The sequence below is a fragment of the Streptomyces sp. WM4235 genome (assembly GCF_001279725.1).
Lineage (GTDB): Bacteria > Actinomycetota > Actinomycetes > Streptomycetales > Streptomycetaceae > Streptomyces.
Map to the genome: position 1 here is coordinate 72,303 of NZ_LGDE01000458.1, position 22,639 is coordinate 94,941.

General features: G+C 71.0%; 14 protein-coding genes and 2 pseudogenes. 7 read left to right on the forward strand and 9 right to left on the reverse strand.

Going from position 1 to position 22,639, the window contains the following annotated elements; translation table 11 throughout:
- The first annotated feature begins 10 nt into the window (after positions 1-10).
- Complete coding sequence (gene hisC / locus ADK55_RS32440; protein ID WP_053684020.1) at positions 11-1,093, forward strand: histidinol-phosphate transaminase; 1,083 nt, start codon at positions 11-13, stop codon at positions 1,091-1,093.
- A gap of 81 nt (positions 1,094-1,174) precedes the next feature.
- Here the strand turns inward: hisC and ADK55_RS32445 are convergent, their stop codons facing one another.
- Positions 1,175-1,543, reverse strand: coding sequence for a cyclophilin-like fold protein (locus tag ADK55_RS32445; protein WP_107089371.1), 369 nt, complete (start codon positions 1,541-1,543; stop codon positions 1,175-1,177).
- A gap of 190 nt (positions 1,544-1,733) precedes the next feature.
- On the opposite strand from ADK55_RS32445, the gene ADK55_RS32450 reads away from it, so the two are divergent.
- The 4 genes from ADK55_RS32450 to ADK55_RS32465 all read left to right on the forward strand — a co-directional run bounded on the left by ADK55_RS32450 (position 1,734) and on the right by ADK55_RS32465 (position 9,661).
- Positions 1,734-3,239: a cytochrome ubiquinol oxidase subunit I gene (locus tag ADK55_RS32450; protein WP_053684024.1), complete on the forward strand. Its 1,506-nt coding sequence runs from the start codon at positions 1,734-1,736 to the stop codon at positions 3,237-3,239.
- 18 nt (positions 3,240-3,257) lie between these two features.
- The gene (cydB, locus tag ADK55_RS32455) at positions 3,258-4,259 is read left to right on the forward strand and encodes a cytochrome d ubiquinol oxidase subunit II (RefSeq protein WP_053684026.1); all 1,002 of its coding nucleotides are present in this window, start codon (positions 3,258-3,260) and stop codon (positions 4,257-4,259) included.
- A gap of 72 nt (positions 4,260-4,331) precedes the next feature.
- Positions 4,332-7,910: a thiol reductant ABC exporter subunit CydD gene (gene cydD, locus ADK55_RS32460; RefSeq protein WP_053684029.1), complete on the forward strand. Its 3,579-nt coding sequence runs from the start codon at positions 4,332-4,334 to the stop codon at positions 7,908-7,910.
- Positions 7,911-7,924: 14 nt separating this feature from the next.
- Positions 7,925-9,661, forward strand: coding sequence for a GAF domain-containing sensor histidine kinase (locus ADK55_RS32465; RefSeq protein ID WP_053684031.1), 1,737 nt, complete (start codon positions 7,925-7,927; stop codon positions 9,659-9,661).
- Between the two features lie 79 nt (positions 9,662-9,740).
- On the opposite strand, the gene ADK55_RS32470 is transcribed toward ADK55_RS32465, so the two are convergent.
- The gene (locus tag ADK55_RS32470; RefSeq protein ID WP_053684033.1) at positions 9,741-10,616 is read right to left on the reverse strand and encodes a Cof-type HAD-IIB family hydrolase; all 876 of its coding nucleotides are present in this window, start codon (positions 10,614-10,616) and stop codon (positions 9,741-9,743) included.
- Positions 10,617-10,805: 189 nt separating this feature from the next.
- On the opposite strand from ADK55_RS32470, the gene ADK55_RS32475 reads away from it, so the two are divergent.
- The gene (locus tag ADK55_RS32475; RefSeq protein ID WP_053684035.1) at positions 10,806-11,708 is read left to right on the forward strand and encodes an LLM class flavin-dependent oxidoreductase; all 903 of its coding nucleotides are present in this window, start codon (positions 10,806-10,808) and stop codon (positions 11,706-11,708) included.
- Between the two features lie 118 nt (positions 11,709-11,826).
- On the opposite strand, the gene ADK55_RS32480 is transcribed toward ADK55_RS32475, so the two are convergent.
- The 3 genes from ADK55_RS32480 to ADK55_RS32490 all read right to left on the reverse strand — a co-directional run bounded on the left by ADK55_RS32480 (position 11,827) and on the right by ADK55_RS32490 (position 17,516).
- On the reverse strand, positions 11,827-14,904 hold the full coding sequence (locus tag ADK55_RS32480) for a hypothetical protein (RefSeq protein ID WP_053684038.1): 3,078 nt from the start codon (positions 14,902-14,904) through the stop codon (positions 11,827-11,829).
- Positions 14,901-16,847: an HSP90 family protein gene (locus ADK55_RS32485; RefSeq protein ID WP_078999684.1), complete on the reverse strand. Its 1,947-nt coding sequence runs from the start codon at positions 16,845-16,847 to the stop codon at positions 14,901-14,903. Before ADK55_RS32485 ends, ADK55_RS32480 begins: the two co-directional genes overlap by 4 nt.
- Positions 16,848-16,976: 129 nt before the next feature.
- Positions 16,977-17,516: an RNA 2'-phosphotransferase gene (locus ADK55_RS32490; RefSeq protein ID WP_053684040.1), complete on the reverse strand. Its 540-nt coding sequence runs from the start codon at positions 17,514-17,516 to the stop codon at positions 16,977-16,979.
- 134 nt (positions 17,517-17,650) lie between these two features.
- Between ADK55_RS32490 and ADK55_RS32495 the strand changes: the two are divergent.
- Positions 17,651-18,337 (forward strand): annotated as a pseudogene (locus ADK55_RS32495) (aquaporin); the annotation flags it as partial.
- A 403-nt stretch (positions 18,338-18,740) separates the two neighbouring features.
- On the opposite strand, the gene ADK55_RS32500 reads toward ADK55_RS32495, so the two are convergent.
- The 4 genes and pseudogenes from ADK55_RS32500 to ADK55_RS32510 form a co-directional block, all read right to left on the reverse strand.
- Positions 18,741-19,655: a MerR family transcriptional regulator gene (locus ADK55_RS32500; protein ID WP_053684042.1), complete on the reverse strand. Its 915-nt coding sequence runs from the start codon at positions 19,653-19,655 to the stop codon at positions 18,741-18,743.
- Positions 19,656-19,665: 10 nt separating this feature from the next.
- Positions 19,666-19,821: pseudogene (locus tag ADK55_RS40305) on the reverse strand (metal-dependent hydrolase); the annotation flags it as partial.
- 129 nt (positions 19,822-19,950) lie between these two features.
- A complete protein-coding gene (locus ADK55_RS32505; protein ID WP_199826687.1) occupies positions 19,951-21,732 on the reverse strand; it encodes an SDR family oxidoreductase in 1,782 nt (593 codons plus the stop codon).
- Positions 21,729-22,631, reverse strand: a complete 903-nt coding sequence (locus ADK55_RS32510) for a M24 family metallopeptidase (RefSeq protein ID WP_234350348.1) — start codon at positions 22,629-22,631, stop codon at positions 21,729-21,731. Before ADK55_RS32510 ends, ADK55_RS32505 begins: the two co-directional genes overlap by 4 nt.
- Positions 22,632-22,639: the final 8 nt, after the last annotated feature.

Below are 22,639 nucleotides of genomic sequence, written 5' to 3' on the forward strand. Positions count from 1 at the left end.
AGGACCTGCGGTGAGCGAGAAGAGCCCGAGGCTGCGCGCCGAGCTGGACGGCATCCCCACCTACAAGCCGGGCAAGCCCGCGGCCGCGGGTGGGCCCGTCGCGTTCAAGCTGTCCTCGAACGAGAATCCGTACCCGCCGCTGCCCGGGGTCCTGGAGACGGCCGTCGCGGCGGCCGGCCGTTTCAACCGCTACCCGGACATGGCCTGCACCGGCCTGGTGAACGAGCTCGCGGAGCGGTTCGGGGTACCGGTCGAGCACATCGCCACGGGCACCGGCTCGGTCGGCGTGGCCCAGTCGCTGATCCAATCGACGGCCGGTCCGGGCGACGAGGTCATCTACGCGTGGCGGTCCTTCGAGGCGTACCCGATCATCACGCAGATCTCGGGCGCCACGTCCGTGCAGGTGCCGCTGACCGACGGGGACGTGCACGACCTGGACGCGATGTACGCCGCGATCACCGAGCGGACCCGTCTGATTTTCGTCTGCAACCCCAACAACCCCACGGGTACCGCGGTGCGCCGGGCGGAGCTGGAGCGGTTCCTGGACCGGGTGCCCTCGGACATCCTGGTGGTGCTGGACGAGGCCTACCGCGAGTTCGTGCGCGACACGGACGTGCCGGACGGCATCGAGCTCTACCGTGACCGCCCCAACGTGTGCGTGTTGCGTACGTTCTCCAAGGCTTACGGGCTGGCCGGCCTGCGTGTCGGTTTCGCGGTGGCGCACGAGCCGGTCGCCGCGGCGCTGCGCAAGACGGCGGTTCCGTTCGGTGTCAGCCAGCTCGCACAGGACGCGGCGGTCGCCTCGCTGCGGGCCGAGGACGAGCTGATGGGCCGGGTCGGCGCGCTGGTGGGCGAGCGGGCGCGGGTGCACGCCACGCTGCTCGCGCAGGGCTGGACGGTGGTCCCGGAGACGCAGGCCAACTTCGTGTGGCTGCGGCTGGGGGAGCGGACCGCCGAGTTCGCGGCGGCCTGCGAGAAGGCCGGTGTGGTGGTCCGGCCCTTCGCGGGCGAGGGCCTGCGGGTCACGATCGGTGAGACCGAGGCGAACGACCTCTTCCTGCACGCGGCGGAGGCGTTCCTCAAGGAGTTGTAGGGGCTGTAGCAGCTGCGAGGGCCGTACGGGCTTCAAGAGCTGTACGGGCTCCAGGAGCGGGCAGGAGCCCGCGGGACTCGACTACGCGAGTTCCACGCGGATGGGGTCGCCGTCGCGGACGGTGGCCAGCAGGCGGGGGTCGCCGTCGAACGAGCCGAGCACGTTGCACGGGCTCGCCAGGCGACTCTCGCCTTCGCGCGAGATGGGCGTGGGGCCGTAGGGCAGCGCGAGAGCGTCGCCATCGGTCCAGAACGCCACGGTGCCCGGGTCGACCACCTGTCGGGCGTCGTGTTCCAGGGCCACGGAGATTCCGGTGTCGAAGTAGACCTCTTCGCCCCAGGTGTTGGCGGAGGCGGAGATCGGGAGTGCCTCCGTCAGGGCCTTGCTGGTCGGGGTCTCGTCGAGCGTCGCGGTGAGCTGACCCGCGGGCCAGGAGATTCGAATCTTCATGGGGCGCATTCAACAATCTGTTGAATGTATTGGCTAGAGAGGACCCCGCTCAAGAGTCCGAAAACGATGTGCGCCATAATGCTTGTGAATGTGAACGCGTTCACAAGCGTGTCCTGCTTTGTCCCGTATTGAGCAGTACACAACAGGCAAACTGCGGCTGTGACCACGGCGACACGAAGGAGACGACGACGTGGACCAAGCTCTGGCGCCAGAGACCCTGGCGCGATGGCAGTTCGGCATCACCACCGTCTACCACTTCCTCTTCGTCCCCCTGACGATCTCGCTCGCCGCGCTGGTCGCGATCTTGCAGACCGCCTGGGTGCGGACCGAGAAGGAGAAGTACCTCAAGGCCACGAAGTTCTGGGGCAAGCTCTTCCTGATCAACATCGCGATGGGTGTGGTCACGGGCATCGTCCAGGAATTCCAGTTCGGCATGAACTGGTCCGACTACTCGCGGTTCGTCGGTGACGTCTTCGGGGCGCCGCTGGCCTTCGAGGCCCTGATCGCCTTCTTCTTCGAGTCCACGTTCATCGGCTTGTGGATCTTCGGGTGGGACAAGCTGCCGAAGAAGATCCACCTGGCCTGCATCTGGATGGTGTCGATCGGCACCATCCTCTCCGCGTACTTCATCCTCGCGGCCAATTCCTGGATGCAGCACCCGGTCGGCTACCGCATCAACGAGAAGACCGGGCGGGCCGAGCTCACCGACTTCCTGCTCGTCCTGACGCAGAACACCGCCCTGGCGCAGGTGTTCCACACCCTCACCGCCGCCCTGCTGACCGGGGGCGCGTTCATGGTGGGCATCGCCGCGTACCACCTGCTGCGCAAGAAGCACATCCCGGTGATGCGCACCTCACTGCGGCTGGGCCTGATCGCCGTCGTGGTCGGCGGTCTGCTCACCGCGGTGAGCGGCGACACCCTCGCCAAGATCATGTACAAGCAGCAGCCGATGAAGATGGCAGCAGCCGAGGCACTGTGGGACGGCGAGAAGGGCGCGCCCTTCTCGATCTTCGCCTACGGCGACGTCGACAAGGGTCACAACAAGGTCGCCATAGAGGTGCCCGGCCTGCTGTCCTTCCTCGCGGACAACACCTTCGACTCCTACGTGCCCGGCATCAACGACGTGAACAAGGCCGAGCAGGAGAAGTACGGGCCCGGCGACTACCGGCCCGAGGTCCCCGTCGCGTACTGGGGCTTCCGCTGGATGATCGGGTTCGGCATGGCCTCCTTCACCATCGGGGCCATCGGCCTCTGGCTGACGCGACGCAAGTTCATGCTGCCGCCGGCCCTGCGCACCGGTGAGGACGAACGGCCCCACCTGGTGCTCTTCAGGAAGGCGCTGAGTCCCCGCTTCACCCGCCTGTACTGGCTCACCGCGATCTGGACGCTCGGCTTCCCGCTGATCGCCAACTCCTGGGGCTGGATCTTCACCGAGATGGGCCGCCAGCCGTGGGTGGTCTACGGAGTCCTGCGCACCCGTGACGCCGTCTCCCCCAGCGTCTCGCAGGGCGAGGTCATCACGTCGATGCTCGTCTTCACGGCCCTCTACGCGGTGCTCGCCGTGATCGAGGTCAAGCTGCTCGTGAAGTACGTCAAGACCGGCCCCCCCGAACTCACGGAAGCCGACCTCAACCCGCCCACCAAGATCGGCGGGGACGACAAGAACTCCGACCGGCCGATGGCCTTCTCGTACTGAGGCTGAGGAGACCACACCATGCAACTTCAAGACGTCTGGTTCGTGCTCATCGCCGTCCTGTGGATCGGCTACTTCTTCCTGGAGGGCTTCGACTTCGGGATCGGCGTACTCACCAAGCTGCTCGCCCGCGACCGTACGGAGAAGCGGGTCCTGATCAATACGATCGGGCCCGTGTGGGACGGCAACGAGGTCTGGCTGCTCACCGCCGGCGGTGCCACCTTCGCCGCCTTCCCCGAGTGGTACGCGACGCTCTTCTCCGGCTTCTACCTGCCGCTGCTGATCATCCTGGTCTGCCTCATCGTCCGTGGCGTCGCCTTCGAGTACCGCCACAAGCGTCCCGAGGACAAGTGGCAGACCAACTGGGAACACGCGATCTTCTGGACCTCGCTGATTCCCGCGTTCCTGTGGGGCGTGGCCTTCGCCAACATCGTGCGCGGCGTGAAGATCGACCAGCACAAGGAGTACGTCGGTACCTTCCTCGACCTGCTCAACGGGTACGCGATCCTCGGCGGCCTGGTCACCCTCACCCTGTTCACCTTCCACGGCGCGGTGTTCGCCTCGCTCAAGACCGTCGGTGACATCCGGGACCGCTCGCGGAGCCTGGCGACCCGGCTGGGTGTGGTCACCGCCGTGCTGGCCCTGGTCTTCCTGACCTGGACCCAGGTCTCGCGAGGTGACGGCAAGAGCCTGATCGCCATGGCCGTCGCGGTCGTGGCGCTGCTCGCGGCGCTCGGCTTCAACCTGGCCGGCCGTGAGGGATGGTCGTTCGCCCTGTCGGGGGTCACCATCGCCTCCGCCGTCGCGATGCTCTTCCTGACGCTCTTCCCGAACGTCATGCCGTCCTCGTTGAACGACGCCTGGAGCCTCACCGTCGACAACGCCTCGTCCACCCCTTACACCCTGAAGATCATGACCTGGCTCGCGGTGGTGGCCACCCCGGTCGTCGTGCTCTACCAGGGCTGGACCTACTGGGTGTTCCGCAAGCGCATCGGTACGCAGCACATCGTTGACGCGCACTGAGCCGCTGACCGTCCCGGGCTCTTCGAGCCGGACAGCCCGTGCCTGCCTGACCCTGCCGAGGGGATGTTTCACGTGAAACCGATCGACCCGCGCCTGCTGCGGTACGCCCGCTCCACTCGTCTCTTCCTGGGCGCGGTGGTGGCCCTCGGGCTGGCCGGGGCGGGGCTGGTCATCGGTCAGGCGATGCTCATCGCCGAGATCGTGGTCGGTGCCTTCGAGGAGGGGCTGGGCGGTGAGGCGCTCCGGACGCCACTGCTGCTGCTCGCGGCGGTGGCGCTGGGGCGCGGGCTGATCGCCTGGCTCACGGAGCTGGCCGCACACCGGGCCAGTGCCGCGGTCAAGTCCGAACTGCGGGGGCGACTGCTGGACCGAGCCGCCGATCTGGGGCCCGGATGGCTGAGCGGGCAACGCACGGGATCGCTGGTGGCGCTGGCCACCCGGGGCGTGGACGCCCTCGACGACTACTTCTCCCGCTACCTGCCCCAACTGGGGCTCGCGGTCGTCGTGCCGGTGGCGGTGCTCGCGCGGATCGTCACCGAGGACTGGGTGTCGGCGGCCATCATCGTCGTCACCCTGCCGCTGATCCCGCTGTTCATGATCCTCATCGGCATGGCCACCCAGTCCCGGATGGACCGCCAGTGGCGGCTGCTCTCGCGGCTGTCGGGGCATTTCCTGGACGTGGTGGAGGGCCTTGCGACCCTGAAGGTCTTCGGCCGTGCCAAGGCCCAGGCCGAATCGATCCGCAAGATCACCGACGACTACCGGCAGGCCACGATGCGGACGCTGCGCATCGCCTTCCTCTCCTCCTTCGCCCTGGAACTCCTCGCCACGCTGTCGGTGGCCCTGGTGGCCGTGACCATCGGCATGCGGCTCGTGCACGGGGACCTCGACCTGTACACCGGACTCGTCATCCTGATCCTGGCCCCGGAGGCCTATCTGCCGCTGCGCCAGGTGGGGGCGCAGTACCACGCGGCGGCCGAGGGCTTGGCCGCCGCCGAGGAGATCTTCGAGGTGCTGGAGACCCCGGTCGCGCGGGGTGGCGGTTCGGTCGTCCCGCCGGCGGGCACCCCGCTTCGCATCGCGCTGGACGGTGTGGCCGTCCGGTACGAGGGCCGGGGCGAGGACTCGCCCGGACCGGTGTCGCTGGTCGTCGAACCGGGCGAGTGCGTGGCCCTCACCGGGCCGAGCGGCGCGGGCAAGTCCACGCTGTTGCAGGTACTGCTGGGATTCGTGGAGCCGACCGCCGGGCGGGTGGCCGTCGCGGGCGTGGACCTGGCCGATCTGGCGCCCGAGCAGTGGCGTGAGCGGATCGCGTGGGTGCCGCAGCGGCCGCACCTGTTCGCGGGGACGATCGCGGAGAACGTGCGACTGGCCAGGCCGGACGCGTCCGACGACGCCGTCGCCGAGGCCCTCGCGGACGCCGGGGCACGGGAGTTCGTGAGCGCGCTGCCCCGTGGCGCGGACACGGTACTCGGCGAGGGCGGGGTGGGGCTGTCCGCCGGCCAGCGTCAGCGCCTGGCACTGGCCCGGGCCTTCCTGGCGGACCGGCCGGTACTCCTGCTGGACGAGCCGACCGCCGCGTTGGACGGGGAGACCGAGGCCGCCGTCGTCGAGGCCGTACGGAAGCTCGCGGTCGGGCGGACCGTCCTGCTGGTGGTGCACCGGCCGGCGCTGCTGGCTGTCGCGGACCGTGTCGTGGTCGTGGGGGCGGGCCCGGCGGGCTCCTCCCCCGTGGCGGACACGCCCACGCCCGCAGGGATCCCGCGGGGAGCGGGACCGGTTCGGGACACGGAACCGGCCGATCCCGGCGAGTGGATCCTCGGCGTCGCGTCCGAGGGCGCCGCGAAGGAAGCGGGCACCGACGCGGGCGGGCGCGATCCGCTCCGGCGGGTGCGCGAGGTGGCCGCGGCCTGGCAGGGGCGGTTCCGGCTCGGGCTGCTGCTCGGCGCGCTGGCCGTCGGGTGCGGTGTCGGTCTGATGGCCGTCTCCGGATGGCTGATCTCTCGGGCCTCGGAGCAACCGCCGGTCCTTTACTTGATGATGGCGGTCACGGCGACCCGTGCCTTCGGCATCGGGCGCGCCATCTTCCGCTACGCCGAACGGCTGGTGTCGCACGACGCCGTCCTGCGGATGCTCGCCGATCTGCGGGTCTCGGTGTTCCGGCGGTTGGAGCGGATCGCCCCGGCCGGACTGCGCGAACAGCGGCGCGGGGACCTCCTGTCCCGGCTGGTGGCCGACGCGGACGCCCTGCAGGACTACTGGTTGCGCTGGCTCCTTCCCGTCGGCACGGCGGTACTCGTCGGCACCGGCTCGGTGGTCTTCACCGCCTGGCTGCTGCCGGAAGCCGGCGCCGCGCTCGCCGTCGGCCTGCTCGCGGCCGGTGTCGGGGTGCCCCTGGTCAGCGGCGCCGTCGCCCGCCGCGCCGAACGCCGGCTGGCGCCCGCCCGAGGACGGCTCGCCACCCGGGTGGCCGACCTGCTGACCGGTACCGCCGAGTTGACCGTCGCCGGTGCGTTGGAGGGGCGGAAGGCCGCCGTGCGTGCGAGCGACCGGGGGCTGACCGACATCGCCTGGCGGGGCGCGGCCGCGACGGGGCTCGGCGGTGGACTGTCCGCCCTGGTGTGCGGTCTGACCGTGGTGGTCGCCGCCCTCTTCGGCGCGAACGCCGTGGTCGACGGCCGGCTGTCCGGGGTGACGATGGCGGTGATCGTGCTGACTCCGTTGGCCGCCTTCGAGGCCGTCACCGGACTTCCGCTCGCGGTGCAGTACCGGCAGCGGGTGCGCCGCAGTGCCGAGCGGGTCTACGAGGTCATCGACGCGCCGGCTCCGGTCGCCGAACCGGACCGGCCGCACGCGATGCCCGTCTCGCCCTTCCCCCTGCGGGTGACGGGGCTCACCGCCCGGCACCCCGGCCAGGAGCGGGACGCGCTGGAGGGACTCGACCTGACGTTGGAGGCCGGCCGCCGTGTCGCGGTCGTCGGGCCGTCGGGCTCGGGCAAGACCACGCTGGCACAGGTCCTGCTGCGATTCCTGGACCAGAGCCAGGGCTCGTACACCCTGGGCGGGGTCGACACGCGCTCGCTCGCCGGCGACGACGTGCGGCGGATCGTGGGCCTGTGTGCCCAGGACGCGCACATCTTCGACAGTTCGGTACGGGAGAACCTGCGCCTGGCCCGCACCGACGCGACCGAGGCGCAGCTGAGGCAGGCGCTCGCCGCGGCGCGACTGCTGGAATGGGCCGACGGGCTTCCCGACGGTCTGGACACCCTCGTCGGCGAACACGGGGAGCGGATCTCCGGCGGTCAGCGCCAACGGCTGGCCCTGGCCCGGGCGCTGCTCGCGGACTTCCCCGTCCTGGTCCTGGACGAGCCGGCCGAGCACCTCGACCTCGCGACGGCGGACGCGCTGACCGCGGACCTGTTGGCGGCCACCGAGGGCCGGACCACGGTGCTGATCACACACCGCTTGGCCGGCCTGGAGGCGGTGGACGAGGTGATCGTCCTGGATCGGGGCGCGGTCGTACAGCGTGGCGGGTACGAGGAGCTGGCCGTCATCGAGGGGCCACTGCGGCGGCTCCTGGAGCGGGAACGGGAGGCGGACGCACTGCCGGCCGGGAACAGCAGGCCGACTTTCCCCAATAAAGTGGACTAACTAGGCTCAAGGGCATGTCAGTGCAGGAGTCTCAGGAACCACCGGAACCATCACGGAGAACACCCGACCCGCTGGAGGCCGCCACCCAGGCCACCAGGAGTCTGCAGGGCCTCTCCACCGAGCTCACCGCCCGGGTGCCGCAACTGCTGGAGGCCATGCGCTCGGTCGGTACGGGCCTTGAACTGCACTCCACCCTCGACCGCATCTGCGAGACGGCCGCCGAGCTGGCGGACGCCCGCTACGCGGCGATCGGCGTCGTCGACACCGAGGGCCGCGGGCTCTCGGACTTCGTCACCTTCGGCATCAACACCGAGACGGCACGGAAGATCGGCCATCGTCCGGACGGGAAGCGGGGCCTGCTCGGCGCACTCATCTCCCACCCGGACACCGTGCGGCTCGCCGACCTCACGAAGGATCCCCGGTCGTCGGGCTTCCCGGCCCATCACCCGCCCATGAAGACCTTCCTCGGCGTCCCGATCCGGGTGCAAGGCGAGATCTTCGGCAATCTGTACCTCGCCGAGAAGAACGGCGGCGGCGAGTTCAACGACTACGACGTGCACATGGTCCGCGTGCTGGCCACCGAGGCGGGCATCGCCATCGGCAACGCCCGGTTGTACGAGGCCGCCACCCAGCGCGAGCGGTGGATCGACGGCTCGGTGGCCGTCACCACGGCCCTGTTGTCCGGCGGGGACGCGGACGACGCCCTCGCGGTGGTGGCCGAGCAGGCCCGCCGGTTGGCCGACTCCGCGGCCGGGATCGTGCTGCTGCCGGCCGAGGACGGCGGGATGGAGATCGTCGCCGTGTCCGCCGAGAACCCGGCGACCTCGCTCGGAGTGGTCATCCCCGCCGAGAGCCCGGTGGTGGACAAGCTACTGCGGGGCGAGCCCGTCTTCGTGGACGACGCCTCCTCCGACCCCCGCATGATCGGCAAGCTGACCAGCCAGTACGGGCCCTGCATGATGCTGCCGCTCCACAGCGGCGGACGGGTGCTCGGAGCCCTGGTCACCCCGCGGGCGCGCGGCAAGCGGCCCTTCACCGAGTCCGAGCGGACCCTGGCGACCCAGTTCGCCTCGCAGGCCGCCCTCGCGCTGATGATGGCCGAGGCCCAGCGCGACCGGGAGCGGCTCGCGGTGTTCGAGGATCGCGACCGCATCGCCCGTGATCTGCACGACCTGGTGATCCAGCGGCTGTTCGCCACCGGAATGATGTTGGAGGGCGCGCAGCGCCGGTCCCTCGTCCCGGAGGTCAGCGACGGGGTCGGGAAGGCCGTGGACGAACTGGACGTCACGATCCAGGAGATCCGCACCGCGATCTTCGCCCTCCAGCAGGGACCGGCGGAGGCCCCTTCGGGATTGCGCACCCGGGTACTGCGAGAGATCAACATGGCCGCCGTCCCCCTCGGCTTCAAGCCCGCGCACCGATTCCTCGGCCCGATCGACGCGGTCGTGGGTGAGCTGGTCGGCAAGAACCTGATCGCGGCGCTCCGCGAGGCACTGTCGAACGCGTTCCGGCACTCCGAGGCGTCCCGGATCGAAGTGGTCCTGGACTCCACCATCCACCTTGCCGACGGCCGGCCCGGCGTCCGGTTGGAGGTGGCGGACGACGGGGTGGGCATCGCCGAGGGCGGCCGCCGCAGCGGGCTGAGGAACCTGCGCCGTCGAGCCGAGTCGCTGGGCGGGTCGAGCTCGTACGGCCCGGGAATCGGCGAGGACGGCGGCGGGACCACCCTGGTCTGGGAGGCCCCGCTCTGAGTGCCCGACGCCGGTCCCGCCGTCCCGCTGTCAGCGCCGGCCCGGCTGCTCCCCGGCCCGGCCGCTTCCGGTTCGGCTCCTAGCCGGTGTGTTCGGTCAGGATGCGCTCGATGACGAGGGCGACCCCGTCTTCGTTGTTGGCGACCGTGCGGCCGGACGCGGCCGCGATCACGTCGGGATGGGCGTTGCCCATGGCGTACGAGGTACCCGCCCAGCTGAGCATTTCCACGTCGTTCGGCATGTCCCCGAAGGCGACCACCTCGGCGGGGGAAATGCCGCGCTCGGCACAACACAGCGCCAGGGTGCTGGCCTTGGAGACTCCGAGTCCGCTGATCTCCAGCAGGGCGGTCGGGCTGGAGCGGGTGATCGACGCGTACCCGCCGGCGACGGAACGGGCCAGGAGCAGGAACTCGTCAGGTGCCAGTTCGGCATGGTGCGCGAGCAGCTTCAGCACGGGTTCCGCGCTGTCGTCGAACTCCTCGTGCAGCAGCTTCTCGGCGGTGGCCACCGTCGCACCCGGGTCCTGGAAGAACGGCGGGTAAGCCGGCTCGTAATTGATCCCGGTGGTGCGTTCCACGGCGAAGGTCGTACCGGGAGCGGCGGCCCGCAGGGCGTCCACGACCGTGAGCGCGGTGGCCCGAGGGAGCCCCCGGACCTGTACGAACTCGGGGCCGGCGTGGAGGTCGACCACGGCCGCGCCGTTCGCGCAGATCGCCAGACCATGGCCGTGGACATGGTCGCTGACCACGCCCATCCAGCGGGCCGGGCGTCCGGTCACGAAGAAGACCTCGATCCCGGCCTCCTCGGCGGCGGCGAGTGCGGCGACGGTGCGGGGCGAGACGGTCTTGTCGTCGCGCAGCAGGGTGCCGTCGAGGTCGGTGGCGATGAGCCGGGGAGAGGGGGTTGGCCCGTCCGGGCGCTGGGGAGCCGAGGTCACGGTTCCATCTTCGCCCATGGGCCCATGGCGCTGGACCAAGATCGGCCGGCCTGCCGCGTGGGATTCGCTGCTTCCCGCTGCTTCCCGCTGCTTCGCGGTGCCGCCGCGGGTCCCGGGCGATGTTTCACGTGAAACCGAGCCCGGTCGGAGGCGGAGACCGCGAATGTTTCACGTGAAACACGCGGGCACCGCCTTACGCTCGCCTGTATGAGTCTGCGTCTGAGCACTGTGATTCTCCCCGTCCGACCGTGGCACGAAGGAGGCCGCGACCAGTGGTCGAGGGCCGAAGAGCTCGGGTTCCACACCGCGTACACCTACGACCACCTCACCTGGCGGACCTTCCGTGACGGCCCCTGGTACGGCGCGATTCCCACCCTGACCGCGGCGGCCTGCGCCACCGAGCGGATCCGATTGGGCACGCTCGTCACCTCGCCGAACTTCCGACACCCGGTGACCCTGGCCAAGGACCTGATGTCCCTGGACGACATCTCCGGCGGGCGCGTCACCCTTGGTATCGGGGCGGGCGGCAACGGCTTCGACGCGACCGCGCTGGGTCAGGAACCGTGGACCCCGCGCGAGAGGGCCGACCGCTTCGCCGAGTTCGTGCCGCTCCTGGACCGGCTGCTGACCGAGGACGCGGTGACCGAGGACGGCGCCTTCTACTCCGCCGTGGAGGCCCGCAACATTCCCGGATGCGTTCAGCGGCCGCGGTTGCCGTTCGCGGTCGCGGCGACCGGGCCCCGCGGCATGAAGGTCGTGGCGCGACACGGCCAGGCCTGGGTGACGGCGGGTGATCCGAAGGTCTTCGAGGGGACTCCCGAGCAGTCGTTGGAGGCCCTGCGCGGGCAGCTCGGCAAGCTGGAGAAGGCCTGTGTGGAGATCGAGCGCGACTTCGGGGCGATGGAGAAGGTCCTGCTGACGGGCTTCACCCCGGAGCGCGGCACGCTGCTGGGATCCGTGGACGCGTTCGTCGACTTCGCCGGCCGCCATCAGGAGCTCGGTTTCACGGAACTGGTCGTCCACGCACCGATTCCGAACTCCGACTTCGCCGCCGACGAGGCCGTGTTCGAGCGCATCGCCACCGAGGCCCTGGCCCAGCTCGAAGGCTGAGGCCCTGCCGGCCCGGACACGAGAGCCGTCCCCGTCCCCGTTCCCGTCCCGCCGCGATGAAGCGACGGGACGGGGACCCGCAGGGTGTCGGGCCCTCAGGCCCTCAGGGCATCGGTCTTCAGGCCCTCAGGCGGGCGATGATCCGTTCCGCGTTCGGCAGCATCCATTCCTGTGTGACGCCTTCGGGCAGCGCCCGGAGTTCCTCCATCAGCGCCGTGATCCGCTCGACGCCCGCTTCCGGGCGGCCCAGCTCCTGTTCGGTCCAAGCGGCGTTGTTCATGCACTGGAAGCGGTCCTCCAGGTGGTCGTGACCGAGCTCCGCGTAGACGACCGCGGCACGGTCCCACAGACGGATCTCCTCCAGTCGCAGCGCCGTGAGCTCCGCCTCGCCGAGCGCGGTGACCGCTGAGGCAGCGCTCTCTGCCCCGCCCTCGTCGTCGTTCTCCTCGTCGGCCCCTTCCATCGCCCGGACCTGACGGTCCAGGACCTGCGCCGACTGGTGCCAGGTCTGCGCGAGTTCGGCCCGGAGTTCCGGGTCCTGCGGCTCGGTGGTCAAAGCCGCCTCCAGCACCCCGGCGGCCTCGTCCATCAGGGCCCTGGCCGCCGCCACCGTGTCCACGGTGACCTCCTCGCGCAGCGCCAACCAGGCCGACGAACGCAGGATCCGCGCCTCCGCGACCGGCGCGCCGCCCGCGCGCCGATACAGCTCCAGAGCCCGTTCGTACGCGGCCGCCGCCTCTCGCACCAGCTCCGTGCCGGCGAGCTGGTCGGCCGCAGCCTGCGCGAAGCCCGCCTGGGGACGGGGGTCCTCCCAGTCCTTGGTGAGCTCCGCGGCGTGCAGGTACTGCTCCGCCGAGGCCGGCAGGTCCCGTACCTCGCGCAGGAGATCCCCGAGGAACTCCCGTACGAAGACGGCCTGCTGCTCACCGTGCTCCAACAGATCCGGCAGCGTCGACTGCACCACTTCCGCGGCGTCGGCGTACCGTTCGGTCCGCGCGTACGCCCGTGCCAGCAGCAGCCGCGCCTGCGCGCCCCCATCCGCGCTCAGACCCGCCTGGTCGAACCAGTGCGCCGCCGTCAGCGCGTGTTCGGCGGCCTCCTCGGCTCCGTCGCGTCGACGCAGCAGGGTGTCGGCCAAGGTGAGCCGTGCGACGCCCTGCTCCTCGGGATCGGTCAGCTCGGCGGCGTGTTCGAGCCCGGACCGGGCAGCTTCCTCGGCCTCCTCGGGCCTGCCCAACGAGAGCAGTACGCCGGCCCGCAGCACCAGGGCGTCCACCGCCTGCCAGGGGCAGCCCGCCGCGACGGCCCGGTCGGCGGACGCGGCCAGCGACGACAGGGCCCGCTCCGGGTCGCCCTGCGCGAGAATCACCCGGCCCAGCATCTCTTCGGCCTCCGCCGCCACGTCGGGCAATGACTGCGCGTACGAGGTGATGAAGGAGTCGAGTTCGGCGGCCAGTTCGGCGTGTCCATGGTCCTGCTCGTGGTCGTGCCCAGCGTCGTGCCCGGACTCGTCGTGCTCGTGGGCGGCCTCGATCGACCGCAGGTACGGCTCCAGACGGATCGTGGTCAGCTCGGCGCGCGCGATGCGGCGGCCCCGTGCCGGGTCGGCCGGATCCAGCGCCTCGGCGGCGCTGAAGGCCGTCGCGAGCAGCCCCCGCGTCTCCGTCGGATCCGCCCCGGCCTGTGCGGCGACGCCCGCCAGGCGCAGCTCCGCCAGCGCGGCTCGCTCCGCCTGCCCCAGGGCCCGGTAACGGTCCCGGGCGGCTGCCAGCAGTTCCGCCGCCTCGGGGGCGCCGGCACGGGCCGCGGACACGGCCCGGTGGTCCGCCAGGTCCGCGGCGAGCAGCGGATCCACTTCCGACTCGGGGAGAGCCGCCACGCGTACGGCGAGTTGGGACCAGAGCGCATCCGCACCCGGGTGTCCCTGATCGCGGGCATGGCGGCCCCGTTCCGCCGATGCGTCGACGTCGGCCCGTGCCGAGGCGTCCGAGGCGTCCGGGACGGCAGGGTTGGCCGGCTTGGCCGGGACGGGTGTCCGGACCGGGGCGGGTATAGGGACCGCGGTCGGTGCGGCTTGCGGCAGCGCCGAACTGCGCACTCCGAGGGGCAGTACGTCGACCAGTGGGGCCCGACCGAGCCGGGCGAGGAACCGGTCGGACACGCGGCTGTTGCCGTTGCGCGCGTCGAACCGGCGCGCGACGTCCAGGCAGCCGGCGCGCAGCACCGCGTACAACTCGTCGACGGAGTGGGCGGAACCCTCGTAGGGGACGGACGCCCCGGCGCCGCGGCCGAGCGTGGTCAGCCGCTCCAACAGAACGAGCACACCGCCGTGGAAGTCCAGTTGGGCCTTGACGTCGGTGAGCGGCTTGAGGTGCGTGTCGTGGTCGAAGAGGATCTCCAGTCCGCGTGCCTCGTTGCCGGTGAGGGCGCAGAACTCGATGTGTTGGCCGATCGAGCGCAGCAGGCTCTCGTTGCCGCGCGCCAGGCGGTAGCCGCGCAGGTGATGGGCGCGGGCCTCGTCGAAGCGGCCTTGGCGGAGCAGCGGCAGCAAGGATCGGGCGAGTACCCGGTGCGGTTCCTCCTGGCAGGTCTGCTTGCCCGCGAGCACCGGCTCCCAGATCTCGATCGCCTTGGCGTCGTCGCCCTTCGTGGCCCAGAACGCGCCCTGACTGTTGGTCTCGCAGGCGTGGCAGTCGCTCATCTCGTCGCGCTCGGCGGCCTGCCAGGCGGCGACCGCGCGCTCCGCGCGCTCGTCGTCGCCGATGGCGTCCGCCAGGTAGTACTCGGACTGGCGCACCGCACGCTCGCTGTATCCGGCGAGGCGGTAGCGACGCTCCATGTCCTCCAGATAGCCGGCGGCGGAAGCCAACGGGATCTCGGGCGAGTTGATGATCTGGCCGGAGACCCATTTGAAGCGCCAGAAGAGGGAGTGGGCCTCGCCCCGGTCGAAGGTGCCGGGATCGCGGTCGTACTCCTGGAGCAGCCGGGCGAAGGGGACCATCATGCGGGTGCGTTCCGAGCTGTACTCGTACGCGTCGATCAGGGTCACCAGCGCGTTCCGGAACAGGGCCCGGTCGCCGCAGACCTCGGCCGCCGCGGCGAGTGCCTCGGCCTGGGCGTTGCGTGCGGCGCCGTGGGGGAGGAGGTGGTTCTCGTGCAGCGCCTTCCGGATCTCCTCCGGGGTCAGGTTGCTCACTTCTCGTTCTCCCGTGTGTCGGTGGAGTGGGTCGCCCATTCCAGGAGGCCCAGGAAGGCGCGGTTGAGCAGGGTGGAGTCGGCGGGGCGCAGCGGTCGCTGGGACATCAACAGTGCCTGTCCGTAAAGGGACTCGACGGCGGTCGCGGTCAGGGTCGTGTCAGGGAGGTTCGCGATGCGGCGGATCAGCGGGTTGTTGTGGTTGAGGACCAGGCGGGCGCGCGGCGCGGAACCCCGCAGGGCGCCGAGGATGCCGGTCCACAGGGAATCGGCGCTGTCGAGGGCCGCGGTCCGATCGCGTTCCTGGCGGGCCTGCCGGTCGTCGAGGTAGAGCGCGGGGACGGACACGGGCTGGAAGGCGCGCAGCACCACGTCGCAGCTCTGGGGTTCGAGCCGGGTGCGGGCGGTGGACAGGAAGGAGGCGAGGGCCAGTTCGACGGTGGTCGGGACCGGGTCGAGTCGCTCGGTGACGGCGCCGGCGTCCAGCTCGGTGACCTTGAGCTCGGGTCGTACGGCGGGAAGGAGGGCCAGCAGGTCGGCGTCGTAGGTGTAGCCGGCGTTGATGACGCCGAGGCCGTGGGCCGCGGCGATCGGGGCGATCTGGCGGAACTCCTCGACGGTGCGCGTGAAGTGGATGTCGGTGTGCGCGGCAGCGAACTCCTCCAGGCTCATCGACCCCTCGCTGGTCTCGAACGGCAACCAGGGCAGCATCAGGCCGAGGAGTTCGGCGTCGTGCCGGGCCAGGGACTTCACGCCGAGGTGGTGGACGGCGAGGAAGGAAGCCAGTCGTTCCGGGTCGCTCGCGGCGAGTTCTGCGAGCCAGGCACGGATCCGGGCACCGAGGGCCTCGCGGACCGCGGCGAGGGTCTCGTCGTCGTACAGGTTCTCGCGGGAGGCGGTGGGCCGCAGGGTGTCGGTGTCGAGCACGACGCGGACGAAGAAGGCCCACTCCGGCAGCAGGTTGTCGGCCTGGTCGGTCAGCAGCATGCCCTTGAGGTGGACCCGGTGTCCGGCCCGGTGGGCGGGGCTGGTGGGTTCGGCGAGGACGTAGGCGACTCCGCGCACGCCGGCGACGGGCAGGTCGAGGTCGATGCTGTCGAGCGGGGTGAAACCGAAGAGCTGCGCGCAGTGTCCGGCGAGCGCGACGCGACGGGCGGCCGGGGTGGGGAAGGAGCGGTCCCACACCGCGGGCCGATCGGTGATCGGGCGGGGCTCGCCGCCTTCGCCGTCGTCGAAGGTGATGTCGTGGTGGAGCAGTGAGCCGTAGTCGCGCGCGAGCCGTTCGACCCTGGCGGGCTCGGTCCATTCCTCGGCACCAGGGCGGGTCTCCAGGTGGACGGTCGTACCGGGTTCCGGGCGTGCTTCGTGGGGAAGCTCGCGGACGGTGTAGGAACCGTCGTCCGTGGCCAGCCATTCCACGGGTGCCGCGAGGGGGTCGCGTGCGGACCGGGTGACGACGCGGATCTGACGCGCGACGACGAAGCAGGCGAGCAGTCCGATGCCGAACTGGCCCAGGAACTGCCGGCGGGTGTCCTCCAGGCCCTGTTCCTCGATGCCGCCGTTGCCGCGCTTGGAGCTGCGGCCGATGGTGGCGAGGAGGGAGTGGGCCTCGGCCGCGGTCAGGCCGATGCCGGAGTCCTCGATGGTGACACGGCCGGCGGAGGCGGTGAGACGAATGCGGACCTGTGCCTCGGGCTCGTGCGCGTGGCGGGCGGTGATGGCGTCGACGGCGTTCTGGAGCAGCTCGCGGACGTAGACGCGCGGGCTGGAGTACAGGTGGTGGGAGAGCAGGTCCACCAGGCCGCGCAGGTCGACCTGGAAGCTGTTGACCGCGGGTCCGGTCGGGGCTTCGGTCGCGATGTCGCTCGGGGCGTCGGACGCGGCTTGGGACGGGGCGTCGGATGCGGCGTCGGATGCGGCTTGGGATGTGGATTCGGACGTCATGGGGCGTCACCTCACGTGTTCGCATGGATGGTTCGGCGATCGCGAGGTGCCCCCCTCACCGATCCCGGAGTGGGAACAGGTTAGGGGGATGATCTGACATTCTCCCTGTGAATTGTGTGGGGCGCCGCGTCACTGGAAGCGCAGGAACTCCGGCGGTACGGCGTCCACCAGCCACACGCCGTTGGCGCTGATCCGGAACACGTGTCCGGCCGCCCGCATCGCGCCCGCGTCCACGCTGAGTACGACCGGCCGGCCGCGTCGCGCGCCCACCCGGGTCGCGGTCTCCCGGTCCGGGGACAGGTGGACGTGGTGACGGGCCATCGGGCGCAGGCCCTCGGCGCGGATGGCGGCCAGGGTCGCGGCGACGGTGCCGTGGTAGAGGTACGCGGGCGGTTCGGCCTCGGGGAGGTCAAGGTCCACGGCGACCGTGTGTCCCTGGCTCGCCCTGATGCGGGTGCCGTCGATGGCGAAGCGCTGTTTGTCGTTGGCCGCGACGACGTGGTCGAGTTCCGTCCGGGTGATGGGGAATCCGTGGCCGGCCGCCGCGTTCAGGAGGTCGTCGATCTCGACCCACCCGTGTGGGTCGAGCACCAGTCCGATCCGTTCCGGCTGATGTCGCAGGTGTTTCGAGACGTATTTGGACACCTTCACGGTGCGTCTGTCATCCATGGCCCCAGCGTGCCGGGTCGCGGGCCCTCGCGGCAGTGATTTTCGGTTGGGTCGGTGAACCTGGACTCCCCCTATCGCGTTTCCAAGATACGGAATACATTTTCCGCTGAGCTGACGTCCTTGGGGGAGAAATCATGACAATCGATGCTTCGCTGCCACGTCGTGCGACCGCCGAGCTCATCGGTACCGCAGGCCTGCTCGTGGTGGTGATCGGTTCGGGGATCCAGGCCGCCGCCCTGAGCCGAGACACCGGTGTCGCCCTGGTCGCCAACTCGCTCGCCTCCGCCATCGGCCTCGGCCTGATCATCACGCTGTTCGGGCCGTTGTCGGGCGCCCACCTCAACCCGGTGGTCACGCTCACCTCCTGGTGGGCGCGTCGCACCGGAGGTCAGGGGCTCGACGGCAGGGACGCCCTCGTCTACACCGCTGCCCAGACCGTGGGCGCCATCGCCGGTGCACTCCTCGCCGAGGCCATGTTCGGGCGCCTGCCGGGGACCTTCGCCACCCGGATCCGCGGGGGCGGGCATCTGCTGATCGGCGAGGTCGTCGCTACCGCGGGCCTGGTGCTGGTCATCCAGGGGCTCGGCCGGATCGGCCGGGCCAAGCTGATCCCGGCCGCCGTCGCCGCCTACATCGCGGCCGCGATCTGGTTCACCTCGTCGGGCTCCTTCGCCAATCCCGCGGGCACCGTCGGGCGCGCCTTCAGCGACTCCTTCACCGGGATCGCCCCCCAGTCACTGCCCGGTTTCGTGGCGGCCCAATTGCTGGGCGGGATCCTCGGCCTCGCCCTGGCCGGGGCGCTCTACGGCAATGCCCGCACCGATCGCACCGACCGCGGTGCCCGGCGCGCAGCCGGGTCGGCCGCCGGATCGGGTAACGCCGCCGGATCGGCCGCCGGATCGGCCGCCGGATCGGACACGGGATCGGACACGGGATCGGGTGCCGGTCCGGACAACGGGCAGGCGGGGGGTCCGGATGCCGCGACGGACACCACGTCCGGCGTGGGCCCCGACGGAGGGCGGCGCGACGCCCGGCCCGGATCCGGTGGCGCAGAGCTCGGGCCGGAGACGACGATGGCCGATATCCCCCGCCCCGACCCCCGGCTGGGTATCACTGCTTGAGACCGAAAGGGGTTGCCCACAGGGAAACTTGACTTGTCCACAGCCGATTCAGTCGGTTTTGCAGGCAAGAGGGCGATTCGCCCTGTGGACTACTGATCGATTACTACCGGCCGCCCCTGCCGACCAGTTCGTTCATGGTCCGGGCCTGGATCTCCCGTTCCGTCGCCGCCCGGACGAACTCCGCCACATGGTCGGGGCCCACCAGCTCCTGCACCGCCCGTACCGTCGCGGCCGGCAACGCCACCGGGGTGGGCCCCGAGGGCTGCGCGGCCCCGGCCGCGCCCAGGTGCTGCTGGAGGTGGCGGGTGGCCAGCAGCCTCATGGCCCGTGCCAACTCCGCGTCCACCGTCTGTTGGGCCAGCGGCCGCAGTCTTCGGACCATCGCCGCCGCTTCCGACGCGTCCGTGTCCGTGGGCGGGACGTGCCCCAGATAGCGGGCGAAGACGTGCTCGGTGGTGAACTCCAGGAAGCGCGACGCGATGTGCTCGACCTGCCCGCGCAACTCCCGCAGATGGCCGGTGATCGCCACGAGCGGCACCCCCGCCGCGTACAGCTCCGAGGCCACCGCCAGTTCCTGTGGGGACGGCACCAGGAACTCGTCCGGGCGGCCCGGGATGCGTTCCAGCACCCCGAGCTCGCACGCCTCGCCCACCGCGTCGTCGTCGGGCCGCCCGCCGAACCGCTCGTTGAGTTCGGACCGGCTGATCCGGTCAGCCTCCTCGTCGGTCCACGGCCCGTGCACCTCGGCCACCAGGCCCAGGACGCCGCCCAGCCCGCGCCCCGCGTCCCACGCCTCCAGCAGCTCCTTGATGGAGGCCAGGGTGTATCCGCGGTCCAGCAGGTCCGCGATCTGGCGCAGGCGCGCCAGGTGCGTGTCCCGGTAGACGTTCGAACGGCCTCGTCGCTCCGGCTTCGGTAGCAGACCGCGGTCCTGGTACGCCCTGATCGTGCGCACCGTCGCGCCGCTGTGGTGCGCCAGATCCTCGATCCGGTACTCGGCTACCGCCTGATCGGACAATCCCGGCTCCCTACGACATGGCGGCTCGGCCGACCGCGCCCGCCGCGGTCCGGGCGGCAGGTGGCGCCGCCAGGTACTCCACCGCCCTGCGCAGCGAGCCCTCCTGCGAGGGATGGTACGACCGCCGCAGTGAGCGGGGTATGGCCGTGCCGCGCTCTCTCCGCGTCGACGGGGTCCGCGCGGCCCCCGTCGACCTGCCGCTCACCCCCCCCGGGGCTCCGGCCCGCTCACCCCCGGGGCTCCGGCCCGCTCACCCCCGGGGCTCCGGCCCGCTCACTCCCGGGTCCCGGCCCGTTCACAGCCGGGGCTCCAGTTTCGCGATCCGTCGCAGGGCGCCCGGCGCGAGGCGGGACAACAACAGGGCGCCCTTGGACTCGGGTGTCACCGGCACCACGGCCTGGTTCTTCACGACGGCCAGCAAGATCGCGTCCGCGACCTTCTCCGGCGGGAAGTTGCGCAGGCCGTACAAGCGCGAGGAGCGCTCCTGCCGGCGCTTCTCCTCGGCCTCGTCCACGCCGGCGAAGCGGGAGGTGGCGGTGATGTTGGTGTTGACGATGCCGGGACAGATGGCCGAGACACCGATCGACTTCGAGGCGAGTTCCGCGCGCAGGCACTCCGACAGCATCAACACCGCGGCCTTGGAGGTGCTGTACGCGGGCAGGGTCTTGGAGGGCAGATAGGCGGCGGCCGAGGCGGTGTTGACGATGTGACCGCCCTGATCGCGGTCGGCCATCTGCTTGCCGAAGATGCGGCAGCCGTGGATGACACCCCACAGGTTGACGTCGAGGACCTTCTTCCAGTCCTCGGCGCTGGTGTCGAGGAAGGATCCGGAGAGCCCGATCCCGGCGTTGTTGACCAGGACGTCCACGATTCCGTACTCGGCGGCGACCTTCTCCGCGAGCTTCTCCATCGCCTGCTCGTCGCTGACGTCCACGCATTCGCCCCAGGCCTGGGGGGCTCCCACCAGACGGGCCATGTCGGCGGTGCGCGCCGCACCCTCCGCGTCCCGGTCCACGCACACGACCCGGGCTCCGGCCTCGGCGAAGGCGAAGGCGGTGGCCCGTCCGATGCCGCTGGCTGCGCCGGTGACCAGGACCAGTTGGCCGCCGAACCGGTCGGCGTACCGGCCGGGGGCCTTGTGCTCCGGGGCGCGCGTCGCCGGTTCCTCCCGAGCGTTGACGAACTCGGTGATCCAGGAGGCCAGTTGATCCGGTCGGGTGCGCGGCACCCAGTGCTTCGCGGGCAGGGTGCGCCGCACCAGGTCCGGGGCCCACAGTTCGAGTTCGTCGTAGAGCCGCTCGGACAGGAACGCGTCCCCGGTGGGCGTGATCAGCTGCACGGGTACGTGCGCGTACGCGTCGGCGCGCGGCCTGCGCATCCGGGATCGCACGTTGTCGCGGTAGAGCCAGGCCCCGTGCGCGGCGTCCGAGGGCAGGGACGCCGTCGGGTAGTCGCCGGCCGGGACCTTCTCCATGCGCTGGAGGATCCGGGGCCACTGCTTGCCGAGCGGTCCGCGCCAGGCCAGCTCGGGCAGCACCGGAGTGTGCAGCATGGCCACGTACCAGGACTTCGCGCCCTGGTTGAGCAGTTGGGCGGCCCGGCGAGGGGTGGGCCGGGCCATCCGCTTCTTGATCCAGTGCCCGAAGTGGTCGAGGGAGGGCCCCGACATGGAGGTGAACGAGGCGATCCTGCCCTCGGTGCGGGAGACCGTCGCGAACTCCCAGCCCTGTACGGAGCCCCAGTCGTGGCCGACCAGGTGCACCGGCCGGTCCGGGCTCACCGCGTCGGCGACGGCCAGGAAGTCGTCCGTCAGCTTCTCCAGGGTGAAGCCGCCGCGCAGGGGGACGGGGGCCGACGAGCGGCCGTGGCCCCGTACGTCGTACAGCACCACGTGGAAGTGCTCGGCCAGCCGCCGGGCGACCTCCGACCAGACCTCCTTGCTGTCCGGGTAGCCGTGCACCAGCACGACGGTCGGCCGGTCCACCTCCCCCAGCTCGACGACGCACAGTTCGATCCCGCCGGTGCTCACCCGGCGCTCGCGCGCGCCTTCCAGACCCGTTCCGCCGATGCCGCTCATGCCGCCTTCTCCTCAGCCCAGCGCCGCACGTGCGGCAGATCGTCGTCCAACCAGAAGGCGCTCTCCTCGGGGTCCCGGGAGTCGGTGACGACCAGGATCTCCTCGAACTTCGCGCCGGTCCCACGAAAGCCCAGATGTGGCTCCACCGCCCACAGGCCGGGCCGCGGCACGTGATCGGAGAAGTGGTAGGGGCTCCACAGCGGTGACCAACCCTCGCGGTGCCCGTGCAGGGCGTCGCTCGCCAGGCCCTTGAGGGACTGGGTGCCGAACCCGAACGCGGTCGGTGACCAGCGCCGCTCCCTGACCCGGTCCAGCTTGTGGGCGATCACGCCGAAGGGATAGGCCCGGTGCCGGTTGGCGTAGCCCTGCCGGGTCATGAGCCGTTCGACGTTCTCGTATATCTCGCGCAGGGAGCGGCGCTCGCGGACCTGGCTCAAGATCAGCTCGCGGTGCGGTCGCAGGTCCGCCATCAAGCGGTCCTGGACGGGATGCAGACCAAGGCTCCCCGAGTATCCGACGTCCGCGGCGTAGCCCTTGTGGACCGGGGCCATGTCGAGGATGAAGGGCATCCCCGGCTCCAACCTCCGGTTCGTCGGGAAGAACTGCAGGGGGATCTTGAAGTTCGCGAAGGCGGTGCGGTCTCCGAACCACGCGAACGGCAGGTGGAACCAGTCCCGCACACCGCGCTCGCGCAGCCACTCGCGCTGCATCCGCGCCGCCTCGCGTTCGGTCACGCCCGGGCGGAGCTGCGCCGCCACGGCCTCGGCGCACTCGTAGGCGAGGCGTTGGACCTCTCTGAATCCGCGCAGTTCGGCGCCGAGCCCGGCGACTCCCGCGGTCCCGGTCGCTCCGGTGAACGCTGAGCGTCGCGTCGTGCGTTGCTTGGTTTCCCCAGCCATGCCAGCCG